The organism is Paenibacillus sp. FSL L8-0638 (genome assembly GCF_038593075.1).
Taxonomy (GTDB): domain Bacteria; phylum Bacillota; class Bacilli; order Paenibacillales; family Paenibacillaceae; genus Paenibacillus; species Paenibacillus polymyxa_D.
This window is the reverse complement of record NZ_CP151960.1, coordinates 1,593,720-1,605,858: the sequence shown is the minus strand read 5'-3', so window position 1 is coordinate 1,605,858 and position 12,139 is coordinate 1,593,720. Positions and strand designations below refer to the sequence as shown.

Sequence of the window (12,139 nt, the reverse complement as noted above, 5' to 3'; positions counted from 1 at the left end):
AGAGAAATTATGCTAAAGCCATACCCGCTGCAATTTCAACCTGAGTTCAAAGAGAGAGTTTGGGGAGGACGGGCCTTAGAGCAATTTGGTCTAACCCCACCAGAAGGACATATCGGGGAAGGATGGATGATTGCCGATCATCCAAACGGAACAACAACGGTCATCAATGGTGAGCTGGCAGGCAAAGGACTGGATGAAATTCGCGAGACCTACGGGCAAGATTGGCTCGGGGCCAAGGGTGTATCGGAAAAAGGCGGACGATTCCCACTTTTGATCAAACTACTGGATTGTAATGATGACTTATCCGTTCAGGTGCATCCGACAGATGATTACAAAGGACTTCCAGCCGGAGAATTAGGAAAAACTGAAATGTGGTACGTGCTTGATGCCAAGCCGGATGCCAAGATTATTTATGGTCTGACCGAAGGTGTAACCCGGGAGAGTCTGCGTATAGCTCTTGAAAGTGGGGACATCCTCGGCAGTTTGCGTCAGGTTCCAGTCGAAGCAGGCGATACATTCTTCATCCCCGCTGGAACCGTACATGCACTGTGTGCAGGCGTTGTCGTTGCTGAAATCCAGCAAAATTCGGATACTACCTATCGCTTATATGACTATAATCGCCCCGGACTGGATGGCAAGCCTCGTGAGTTGCATATCGAGGATTCCCTCAATGTAACCTCCTACGAAGGTGCAGGCGCAACAACGATGAAAACGGACGGCTTACAGCCTGGAAAATGGCTCCAGCTAGCAGCCTGTGAGTATTTTGTTGTGGAAAAGGGTATCGTAGATGGAAGTTGGGCACTTTCTACAACGGAAGACAGCTTCACCATTCTCGTGATTTGTGAAGGCAGTGGGACCATAACATGGAACAATAATGCCGAGTCTCTTTCCTGTAAAGCTGGAGATTGCTTCCTGTTGCCCGCTAACCTGAGCGGTTACACGCTGAATGACGGAATGACCGTACTTAGATCTTATCTTCCTTAAGGCTTAAAGGATGTGATGTCTAATTATGCGGGAATACACCTTCACCATCGCTGAAAATGACGGAACAGAGCTTTTTGCCTACCGCTGGCTGCCTGATCAGAATTTGCCCATTAAGGGGATTGTTCAAATTTCGCATGGTATGTGCGAGACGTCCTATCGGTACATCCGACTGGCCGAAAAGCTTACTGCTTGCGGTTACGGTGTGTATGCCAACGATCATATCGGTCACGGGCGCACGGCTGGTGATCCTGATAAGCTGGGTATGCCAGGAGCTAATGCGTTTAATCGAATGGCAAATGGCATGCTGGAGCTAGGCGAAATTGTGGCTAAGGAATTCCCTGAACAGTCTCGTTTTTTGCTGGGTCACAGCATGGGGTCCTTTTTAACCCAGAAAATTATGTATGACGATCGGCAGACGTATCATGGGTTTATTTTATCGGGAACCAACGGAAGACGTGGTCTTCTAAAACTCGGAGAGCAAGTTGCTCTACTGCAAGCCAAACTGCAAGGAATGGATCATCGTAGTATGTTGCTCAACGCTATGGTCTTTGGAGGCTTTAATCGTGCCTTTCGTCCGGTGCGCACAGCGTTCGACTGGCTGTCCCGTGATCCTGAGGAAGTAGATCAGTTCGTGCACGACCCATTATGTGGAGCTATTTGCACGACAGGCTTTTTTCTGGATTTTTTCAGGCTATTGCAAGAAATCCACTGGCCTTCCTCGCTGAAACATATCAATCCCAAACTGCCAGTTTATATTTTTGCCGGAGATCGTGATCCAGTGGGTTTGTTCGGTAAAGGCGTGTTGTCACTAGTGGAAATGTATCGAAGCCTAGAGCTTCAGGACATAGAGTATCGCCTCTATCCTGATGGTCGCCATGAGATGCTTCATGAAACAAACCGCGACGAGGTGATGAGTGACATCGTAGACTGGCTCGACCGTCATGTTAATACAGAGGTGACCTCTGTTTCCACATTGTCTGGAGCCTCCGATGAACCTGAACAATCAACCTCGCCCAAGTCATCAGCCTTGTAAGGAAATAAGAAAAGAAACCTTTAAAACCACGATTAAAGTGGAATTGAAGGTTTCTTTTCTTATTCCTTTTTATTTTCCATTTGGGTTAGTTTTAAAAATCACCATGCATTTCGTTCTCTCAGGGAAGTAATATGAGCTGTGTGATGTTTGCCATGCCAGGCATAGATACCGATGTTTCGTTCCAGGCGGATCGTCTGGCCCGATTCAGGATGAATAAACGATCGGTGTAGCTGATCCTCTCCCAACGATCGCAACACGGTCACCCACCGTTCATGCAGTCCTTCTAGCAATTGCAACGAGGGCTCCAGTGGAAGTTCCCTGGCGTCTGGTATTTCGGCCCAACGTCCCTCATCATATGGCTTGATCGTCGGTGTATCCTCCGTCAACGCCAGCTTAAAACGGATATAGCTGTTCATATGGCTGTCTGCCACATGATGAACTACCTGCCTTATCGTCCAGCCCCCTTCACGATAAGGCGTATTTAGCTGCTGCTCATTCAGTCCTTCGACCGCCAGACGCAGCTGTGCAGGCAATTCAGCAATGTCGTGAATCCATGCGATAAGCTGTTCTTCTGTAATGGTGTCTGGAACAACGAATGATCCTATCGGATAGCGCAAGTCTTTGTCCAAAACAGTTCCCGCCCTTCTCTACATCTACTGACAGTAATGTCTGTAGCCTTATGTGATAACTATGCAGGAAAAAAAGCAGACTCGCAAGAGTCTGCTTTTTTCATACACGTAAAGAGGAGATACACTTACCCCATTTATTTTATCCTTCCAGTAACAATGATTCCGGATCTTCCAGCAATTCTTTGACCGTTACCAGGAAACGAACTGCCTCACTGCCATCAATAATCCGGTGATCGTAGGACAACGCGATATACATCATCGGACGATTTTCCATTCGTTCCTCGTCGATGGCAATCGGGCGAAGTTGGATTTTATGCATTCCCAAAATCCCCACTTGCGGCGTATTGAGAATTGGCGTAGACAGCAGGGAACCGAAAATACCTCCATTGGTTATGGTAAAAGTTCCTCCTTGCAAGTCGGCCAGAGAAAGCGAATTGGAGCGTGCTTTGCCAGCCAAATCTGCAATGCTCTTCTCGATCTCAGCAAAGCCAAGACGATCGGCATCCCGCACAACTGGCACAACCAAACCTTCCTTGGCAGATACAGCAATCCCAATATCATAGTATTTTTTCAGTACGATATCATCGCCATTAATTTCAGCATTCACGGTAGGGAAGCGCTTGAGAGCACCAACCACTGCCTTCGTAAAGAAGGACATAAAACCCAAGCCTACATCATGTTTTTCCTTAAACTTATCTTTACGGCGTTTACGCACATCGAGAATGGCGGTCATATCTACTTCATTAAAAGTGGTCAGCATGGCAGCTGTCTGCTGTGCTTCAACAAGACGCTTAGCGATCGTCGCTCTGCGACGAGACATGCGCTGGCGTTCCACAGGCTTGCTGTACTCCGTTTGAGCTGGAGACGGAGGCGCAGGCTTGCTAGTAGCGGGAGACGCAGATATAGATGCTGCACGTGATACTTCAGCGCTGTTATGCGTTTTTACGTCCTCCTGGAACACACGTCCGAGCGGGTCCTTTCCCTGTACCTGGTCAAGATCAATCCCGCGCTCACGCGCCAATTTCCGGGCAGATGGTGATGCCGTCTGCCCATTTCCGTCGCTATTCAATGAAATAGGCGGTGCAGACTTTTCTTCTGCTTTAACGCCGCCTCCTACGGAAGACGGTGAAGTCGCTACGGACGGTGCTTCAGGCGCTTGAGTCGCTGCAACTTCTCCAGCACCGGTTGAATCCGCACTACCACTGCCGCTTCCGATCAGACCAACAGCTTCACCGATGACCACAGTATCCCCCTCCTGACGAAGGATTTTCTGCACCACACCTGCTTCTTCCGCACTAATTTCCAGATTGACCTTATCGGTTTCCAACTCCAGCAGAACATCTCCCTGTCCTACGGAATCCCCTTCCTTCACAAGCCATTTGGAGATTGTTCCCTCCGTGATGGATTCTCCCATTGCCGGCACTATAATATCGCTCACAGCCGCTACCTCCCCAGTGTAATATTGTTTTTGGAATCCTGCTTCAACGCCGATTGAATAATTCGCTGTTGTTCTAGGCTGTGTACTTGCTGATAACCGCTGGCCGGGCTTGAACGATCTGGTCTGCCTGCGTAACGAATTTCCGCTCCCTGTGGCACAACATTCCGCAGACGAGGTTCAATGTAACTCCAAGCCCCCATATTTTTAGGTTCTTCCTGAGCCCATACGAACTCCTTAACATGCGGGAAGCGTCCGAAAATATTCCGAATTTCCTCTTCCGGGAAAGGGTATAACTGCTCCACACGAATAATATGCAGACGCTCTTCTGCCTCATTCTTATCCTTTTCCAATGCTTCTTCAAGATCAATGGCAATCTTGCCACTGCACAGTACAATGCGTTCTACACGATCCGGACGTGCACCCAGACCAGGCTGTTCCAACACAGGATGGAATGCTCCTTCACTGAATTCAGAAGCAGGCGAAGCGACACGATTATTACGAATCAGGCTCTTCGGCGACATCATCACCAGCGGGCGGGCTTCCTCACTTTCGCTTAATGCAGCCTGACGGCGCAGCAGATGGAAATATTGGGAGGCACTGCTCAAATTAGCGACAGTCCAGTTATTTTGTGCGGACAACTGGAGAAAACGCTCCAGACGTGCGCTCGTATGCTCTGGTCCTTGTCCTTCGCTACCATGCGGTAGCAGCATCACCAGACTCGATTTCTGTCTCCATTTGGCACGGCCTGCGGAAATAAATTGGTCAAAAATAACCTGTGCACAGTTGGCAAAATCGCCGAATTGTGCTTCCCAAATCACTAACGTTTCAGGAGAATACACGTTATAGCCATATTCAAAGCCAAGGACAGATGCCTCAGACAATGGACTGTTATGAATACTGAACGAAGCACGTGCTTCCGGCAATGTATGCAACGGGCAATGTGTACGGCCTGTTTCAGGCTCATGCAGCACAAGGTTACGGTGAGCAAATGTAGCTCGCTCCGCATCTTGGCCTGTCATACGAATAGGCTTGCCGTCTGCGAGAATGGTAGCCAAAGCCAGCGTCTCCGCCAAACTCCAATCTACCTTTTCACCCTCGTTCAGAGCGGTTTTTCTACGCTGTAAAATTCGATCCAGCTTCGGATATACGTGAAAAGACTGTGGCCATTTGAGTAAGTTTTCATTGATTTGGCGCAGTTTTTTCAATTCCACTGCAGTACGTACCACAGAACTCTGATTCTTTTTCGCCTTCACAGGAGTAATCTCCGGCTCTTGTTCCGGTTGATTCTTCACCTGCTCATGCGCTTCCTTCAGTCTGTTTTGCACCTTCTCAATGAGGCCGGCACTAAACGCTTCGTCCACAATCCCCTGCTTCATCAGCTTTTGAGTATACAATTTGCTCACCGTCGGATGATTCTTCACCTTACGATATACCAGCGGTTGTGTTGTTTCCGGGTCATCGGATTCATTGTGACCATAACGACGGTAACCAATCAGATCAATCAGAAAATCCTTCTTGAAACGATTGCGATATTCGCCAGCCATACGAGCAGCTGCAATACAAGCTTCGGGATTATCCGCGTTCACATGCACAATTGGAATTTCATAGCCTTTAGCGAGATCACTGGCATAACGGGTCGAACGGGAATCAACACTCTCTGTCGTAAAGCCCAGACGATTATTCACAATAATATGAACTGAACCGCCATTGCGGAAGCCGCGCAAATTCGTGAAATTAAGTGATTCTGCCACGATACCTTCACCTGGGAAAGCAGCATCACCGTGCATAATAATGGTAGCTGCCTTGCTCACATCCAGCTTCGGATAACCAGCCTCACTGCGGTCTTCCTGTGCAGCTCGTGAAAATCCTTGTACCACCGGATTCACATATTCCAGGTGACTTGGGTTATTCGCCAATGTCAGACGGGCCTGCACCGCTCCCCCATCTTTTACAAAACGATCAGCACCCAGATGATATTTCACATCGCCAGTCCAGCCGTAGTTAATTCCTGTGGAACCTTCCGACGGAATCAAATCCTTATTCGGCGAATGATGAAATTCAGAGAAAATTTTACTGTAAGGCTTGCCCAGCACATGAGCTAGTACATTTAAACGGCCGCGATGCGCCATGCCCATCAGGACATGACTTGCTCCTGCATTTGTGGTTAGACGAATAATCTCGTCGAGAACAGGGACAAGCACATCATTACCCTCGATGGAAAAACGTTTCTGTCCGACAAATGTTTTATGCAAAAACTCTTCGAACTGTTCTACTTCTACCAATCTGCTCAGCAACGACTTGCGTTCCTGTGTGGTGAGGGGCTTGGAGGACCAGCCAGATTCTGCATAGCTGTTCAGCCAGCGGCGTTCCTCCTCGTTATGAATATGACTAAATTCATAGGCAATCGGACCTGTGTATGCTACACGTAACCGTTGAATGGCTTCCCATCCGTTAAGTGTTCCCGCAGGAGCGTTATCCCATATTAAAGAGGCTGGAAAAGCCTTCAAGTCTTGTTCAGTTAAACCGTAAGATGCTGGATTAAGCAAGCGTGTATCCTGCTCTGCATCCAGTTCCAACGGATCGATTTGGGCGGCTAAATGTCCGTATTCACGAATATTCCATACCATTTTACCCGCTGTAACCGCTTTCTGTAATGTATTCGAATCAAGATGCCCCAAAGCACTTGTGGGGGGGCCTTGCAATTTGTTGTCTATCATGGAAGCAGCCGAGTATTCGGATTGTGGCGGCTCACCCCATTGATCAAATAGCTCGCGGTAAGCCGGGTCAACCGTTCCGGGGTCCGCTACATACTTTTCATACTGGTCCTGCACATAACCTAGATTAGGTCCGTAATACGCCTGCCAAGGTACCTGTCTGCTGCTCTCTTCCATTGTCATCTCGTTCCCTCCGTCAAATTTTGAAATTCATAGCTGGACGGAAATCATTTTCATTTTTTTATTAATCTTCAATTTAAGTTGTTCACAATATGCTCACATTATATGAAATTCTTCATCAAAAGTCGAATTTCACAATTCTTATTCCTCTTCCATTGTATAAAGTTTTCTAGCTATGAGCATTTCCTTTTTCTCAACATATCCATGCGTAAATGAGATGAATCGGGCTAATCTGTAATCAAACACCTGGCAACTTAAATAACCAGCCGTCGAATATCAACTGACAGCTGGTTATTTAGTCTATGTTGCACCTCATAACGCCAAACGAGTTTGAATGCAACTTCCGAGTCCACCCCACTATGATTACCGTCAACAGCAGAATTTAAAAGGCAGAAGGTCCGATACGATGCAAATTCAAACGTAAAGTGACATTAAAGTCACTTTTCTGTACAATATTCCTACTTTTCACTATTATTTTAATTAGGCATCTAAAAACCGCTTTGAAAGCGAAAGGGATGGAACTGTGACTGGACTAAAACAAGTACTCAGAAACAAGAATTATGTCAGGTTTTTTCTGGCAACCTTCGCCTCACAAATGGGAGGAATTATCGGGGTTACTGCATTCATGTTTTATTTGTTGAAACGGTTTACAAATCAGCCTTATTATGCAACGCTTGCCGAGTTAATGTATTCGCTTCCGATGCTGGTAGTATTTCTCGTAGTTGGAGTGCTGGCAGATCGGATGGACAGACAAAAAATTGCTGTTAATTGTGACTGGATCAGCGCTTTTTTATCCTTATGTTTGCTTATTTTTATTTGGGTCGAGTCGATTCCTTTGATATTTGCCCTCCTGTTCATCCGTAGTGCTGCCTCCAAATTTTTCTTCCCGGCCGAAAGTGCCATTATACAGGGGATATTAAGCGAAGATGATTACACCATTGCCGCAGGCCTCAATCAAATGATGGGGAGTCTTTTCATGCTATTCGGAGGAACTCTCGGGGCCGTCGTTTACTGGCACTTTGGAATTACTGGAGCCATCCTAATTGATGCTGTTTCTTTTATTGTGTCCGCACTGCTTATTCGTTCCTGCAAAATTCCAAAGGAAGTACGCCTTCCGAACGGGGCACATCAATTCAAACAATTAAAATTCAAACTTGTCATGATCGATTTTAAACAAGGGTTTCTTTACATATTACGCAACAGACTATTGCTTTGGTTGGTTTCAGGCTTTTTTATGTTCGGTATTTTAAATGGTGGTTTTAGCGTTTTACCGATGTTTATTCTTAAATACAAGCTAGCTCCAGGCAATTATGAGCAGTATATGGTATGGACGGGTATTATTTTTGGGGCTGGTGTGTTGCTTGGTACCCTAATTGCTTCTCTCATCTCTACCAAGCTAAAACTACACCAAATGATTGCAGCGGGAGTTCTGGTAGCCGGAATGGGTATGTGCACACTTGGATTTGTTAACCACATCTACGCTTTCCTGATTATCAACTTTGTCATCGCACTGATACTTCCGTTCATTAACATTGGCATAGGAGGATGGCTTCCTCGTATTGTATATCCTCAAATGATGGGACGTGTGCAAGGTTTAATTAATCCGTTAATGATGCTGTCCCAGTCTCTTACATTAGGTTTCATTGCTATAAGCTTTCCTTCATTTATTCAAATTGAAGTCTTGTTTTTATTAGTTGGGATCTGTACCGTTATTGTAGGAATATACTACACTATTGTGCTTCCCCGTTATGCTGATTACAGTACTTCTTCCAAGCCCCTTCAGGAATCTTTATAGGCAAATTAAAAAAGTCATACAGCAGACCATTCCGCCAGCGATTGTTGAGTTGCCACTTCTGCCTCCGAATCCAGTTCAGAGGTGGCTTCATACATTCATTGCATACGACTAGCTCGTCAAAACCCAGTAGAGACAAAGACTAATAGGGTATGTAATATCAAAAAAAACGCCCGGCAGACGCATTAGCTGCATCAGCAGGACATTTTGATTGAAATCGGAGTAGCGGGATTCGAACCCACGACCTCACCCACCCCAAGGGTGCGCGCTACCTAGCTGCGCTATACCCCGATAACCCAGTGTATGTAGATCGATGCTGTTATTCACCATTATATTCTGGTCATAAAATCCTGTAAAGGGATTATTTTCACGTTAAGAGGTCAAAAACAGAGATCATAGGAGCTAACCATGCAAAGCAAAAAATTACTTATCCCCATTGCATTACTCCTTTTAATACAGTTAAGTGTTCCTATCTGCTATACCTTTGCACAGGATAACCTTGTCATAGATCATGAAACGAAAGAGAGATTCAAAGAACAGTATGGCTTGGAAGAACCTCAGTCACCTATATTAGAGCAGCAGCAAAACATTTTATTCGGAGGTGATTGGGGCTTTAGTCCTTCTGCCGATGCTGTGATGCTGGAATTGACCATATGGATTCGGAATCCGCTCATTTTTATCAGTCAACAACTGATATATTCGGTGAAATCATAATTTTTTTCTACAAGTTCCATGATATAAAGCATAAGAATCATTTATTTCGTAGCAAATTGTCTGCCACCTAAGGTCACTTCATCCTTCTTATTGAAAAGGTTTAATTCAATGGGGCCCCTACCATGTAACCACAGCAGTTCATCGAATAAGAATGTCAGTCCATCCTTGCCGCGTAAGCGTTCGATGATCTCCGTGACAACTTGCATAACCTCCCCTTGTATTCCCTCTGCCAGTTGCAGACCTCCGCTCTCTCCATCCAGGTAAAGATGCGTATGATATGATTGCTCCACCTTCTTCACATGGCGCAAACACAGTATGCCATTTTCTAGGTAAAAGAAGTATTGACGGTCGTACAGAATCCCCTCACATATCTCATACATATGAGGGTAATCATACGGCCCCTGAACCATGGATACCCGTTCCAATCCCATTACCGATTCTGTCATACATCCTCGCTCCATTCCTTTGTTCAAAGTTTCTTAGCCAATATACTCTCTTCTCCAGGTAGCCTTTCAAACTAGGTGGTTGAACGATAATTAATTGCTAATTGTAAAACGTTTTGGTACGATAAGCATATTACTATGACGTTCACAAATAACATCTCAATAAACCAAATGCACATTACAGTGTTATTTTTGTTGTTTCTAGAATACATTGAATAGTGTTTATTGTCAATACTTTAATGGTTCTTTTTAACACTATAGAGTGCATTTATCTGGAGGAAAATATGATAAAGATTCATCTTTCCCGTATTATGGGCGAAAAACGAATAAATATAGCCGAGCTTTCCCGCAAGACTGGGTTACATAGAAACGGAATTACCAAGCTTTACAACGAAGAAACAGACGGTGTGAAATTTGATACGCTGGATAAAATTTGTAAAGCTCTAGACTGCCATGTTCAAGATGTTATCGAGTATGTAGAGGATAATACAAATTAGTAAAATGGACTTCTCTTGTTATGGGAAACTGTTTCAATTAGGTTTAGAACCGGCGTACTCCCTAGTGAACTGATCGAATACTTGCCAGAGAGAGCCGTTAACATTCTTACGGCTCTCTGTTCTTTGTGTAATATTCAAAATACTTTTTTACCGACCTTCCACTCAATTAAATTTGAACAACGTAATCCCTTTCTATCAGGCCACTTTAAATATATTTCTCCCACGTATTATAAATGTCGAATAAAGCATTGGGTCATTTATATTTCCTCATTTCACCCTTTTTTCCTGTATAAACTTGTACAATCCATACAGTTTTAACTCCTCTTAAACCCATAGAAAAGAAAAACTACACAGAATCAATCCATGTGGTTGGAATACAAACTCACTATCGAACTTAGCTTTGACAATTCGTCACATAAAAACAAAGGGGAAATTCGTCGTGAAATTTATAGAAGAAGCATTGATTTTGAATCTAACCTGATTACAGATACCAAGTACCAAATGTTTGCCCTTTATTGCATCGTGGAGCTGGTCGTAGGGAATGACTTGAACATGGAGGAAGTCAAAAAAGCCGCGTCCATCATATGGCTTGGACAAAGTGAAAGTGGACGAAATCCTGCAATAAAAGGTTTTCTTCATAGTTATGGGTGTTGATATACACTAATACAGAAAAAAGACCGATTTTATTTGTCGGTCTTTTGCTTCGATTCCTTGCTAAAATATAGATCATAATAATCCCTCTTACTTTCCTTAAATGAAGCTGACCACGATTGTTTGTTTTAGATATCCCCTAAAGACCTTTTTTGCTCTGCCTATGGTTCCATGCGAACAGGTTCGGCCAAAGACTGCTTAACTGCTTGAAGAATAGAGATCCCTCCCCATCTATCCAGTAGCTTCTGCCCAGTTTCCTCAATATCTCCAACTGAAGGTATGATGCCATTTCCCTTTCCTGATTTAGGAAAAACTACATATATAACATTTGCTTTCCCTCCAGTTCCTCCTTTTCTCGGATCGGGGTTAATCCCCAATCGTTTTGCCAATGCAATCGAGCCTTCTCCAATTCCTAAATTTCCGAACTTTAACTCATAATTATCCGCATACACTGCAAATGACCATTGATCATTTATAACATTATAGGCTATAGCCATATCGCCCAATACAGCGCCAAAGCTTTTTTCGAACGGAAGAACAATATAAGGGATCATCCCAGAATTCACATATGCGTTCTGATCTTTGGGTGATTTACTCCGATCATACAGCGCTGTACTGGAAACATAATATCCTGGAGCAGGATCTCCTTCCTTTTGAATTACGGGTTTCCCCGAAGGTTTTAGGTTATTTGTAACAATCCCCCACCAATTGCCTGGTTGACCTGCATTCCGCAGGTCATCAAGCCCTTTATTTTGGGGATGATAAGCAAATGGGGAGCCGTCAGCATCTACTGCCAGTTTACTTCGATAGAAAAAAGCTTGTGGCTTATGTCCTGAAATGGTCCACATGGATATATCCCGCTTCACCTCTTTGTCGAATACCTTACCAATTAACAGCTTCTTCTGCACAATAGAATCACTGTCATTATGCGAGTCATCTGGTCTAGGTCGGATACGGATGATCACATCCTCACCCTCCTTCATAAATATCGTATGCCCTGCTCAACATATAGTATTAATGACTTCACATATTTGTTCATTTTGAGAAAGCAAAAACCAAATGCA

Annotated in this window: 11 protein-coding genes and 1 tRNA gene; 6 read left to right on the top strand and 6 right to left on the bottom strand. The window is 44.6% G+C overall.

What is annotated here, in order from left to right; all coding sequences use genetic code 11:
* Positions 1–9 precede the first annotated feature (9 nt).
* Complete coding sequence (locus tag MKY35_RS07195) at positions 10–984, top strand: type I phosphomannose isomerase catalytic subunit (RefSeq protein WP_342445999.1); 975 nt, start codon at positions 10–12, stop codon at positions 982–984.
* Positions 985–1,009: 25 nt separating this feature from the next.
* Complete coding sequence (locus tag MKY35_RS07190; protein ID WP_342445998.1) at positions 1,010–2,017, top strand: alpha/beta fold hydrolase; 1,008 nt, start codon at positions 1,010–1,012, stop codon at positions 2,015–2,017.
* A gap of 98 nt (positions 2,018–2,115) precedes the next feature.
* Here MKY35_RS07190 and MKY35_RS07185 read toward each other — a convergent pair whose 3' ends face one another.
* From MKY35_RS07185 to MKY35_RS07175, 3 genes are all read right to left on the bottom strand, one after another.
* Positions 2,116–2,646 (bottom strand): YfiT family bacillithiol transferase, encoded by a 531-nt coding sequence (locus MKY35_RS07185; protein WP_029516462.1) that lies wholly within the window; start codon positions 2,644–2,646, stop codon positions 2,116–2,118.
* A gap of 139 nt (positions 2,647–2,785) precedes the next feature.
* A complete protein-coding gene (gene odhB, locus MKY35_RS07180) occupies positions 2,786–4,084 on the bottom strand; it encodes a 2-oxoglutarate dehydrogenase complex dihydrolipoyllysine-residue succinyltransferase (RefSeq protein ID WP_069012075.1) in 1,299 nt (432 codons plus the stop codon).
* Between the two features lie 5 nt (positions 4,085–4,089).
* Positions 4,090–6,981 (bottom strand): 2-oxoglutarate dehydrogenase E1 component, encoded by a 2,892-nt coding sequence (locus MKY35_RS07175; RefSeq protein ID WP_342445997.1) that lies wholly within the window; start codon positions 6,979–6,981, stop codon positions 4,090–4,092.
* Positions 6,982–7,501: 520 nt separating this feature from the next.
* Between MKY35_RS07175 and MKY35_RS07170 the strand changes: the two genes are divergently transcribed.
* On the top strand, positions 7,502–8,773 hold the full coding sequence (locus MKY35_RS07170; protein WP_342445996.1) for an MFS transporter: 1,272 nt from the start codon (positions 7,502–7,504) through the stop codon (positions 8,771–8,773).
* A gap of 214 nt (positions 8,774–8,987) precedes the next feature.
* Here MKY35_RS07170 and MKY35_RS07165 read toward each other — a convergent pair.
* A tRNA-Pro gene (locus tag MKY35_RS07165) sits at positions 8,988–9,061 on the bottom strand.
* A gap of 117 nt (positions 9,062–9,178) precedes the next feature.
* Between MKY35_RS07165 and MKY35_RS07160 the strand changes: the two genes are divergently transcribed.
* Positions 9,179–9,484, top strand: coding sequence for a hypothetical protein (locus tag MKY35_RS07160; RefSeq protein ID WP_318626831.1), 306 nt, complete (start codon positions 9,179–9,181; stop codon positions 9,482–9,484).
* A 41-nt stretch (positions 9,485–9,525) separates the two neighbouring features.
* On the opposite strand, the gene MKY35_RS07155 is transcribed toward MKY35_RS07160, so the two are convergent.
* On the bottom strand, positions 9,526–9,930 hold the full coding sequence (locus MKY35_RS07155) for a hypothetical protein (protein WP_342445995.1): 405 nt from the start codon (positions 9,928–9,930) through the stop codon (positions 9,526–9,528).
* A gap of 281 nt (positions 9,931–10,211) precedes the next feature.
* Here MKY35_RS07155 and MKY35_RS07150 point away from each other — a divergent pair, with 281 nt between their 5' ends.
* Together MKY35_RS07150 and MKY35_RS07145 are read left to right on the top strand one after the other, a co-directional pair.
* Positions 10,212–10,424: a helix-turn-helix transcriptional regulator gene (locus MKY35_RS07150; RefSeq protein ID WP_342445994.1), complete on the top strand. Its 213-nt coding sequence runs from the start codon at positions 10,212–10,214 to the stop codon at positions 10,422–10,424.
* A gap of 363 nt (positions 10,425–10,787) precedes the next feature.
* Complete coding sequence (locus tag MKY35_RS07145; RefSeq protein ID WP_342445993.1) at positions 10,788–11,078, top strand: hypothetical protein; 291 nt, start codon at positions 10,788–10,790, stop codon at positions 11,076–11,078.
* Between the two features lie 158 nt (positions 11,079–11,236).
* On the opposite strand, the gene MKY35_RS07140 is transcribed toward MKY35_RS07145, so the two are convergent.
* A complete protein-coding gene (locus MKY35_RS07140; protein WP_342445992.1) occupies positions 11,237–12,040 on the bottom strand; it encodes a glycoside hydrolase family 75 protein in 804 nt (267 codons plus the stop codon).
* Positions 12,041–12,139: the final 99 nt, after the last annotated feature.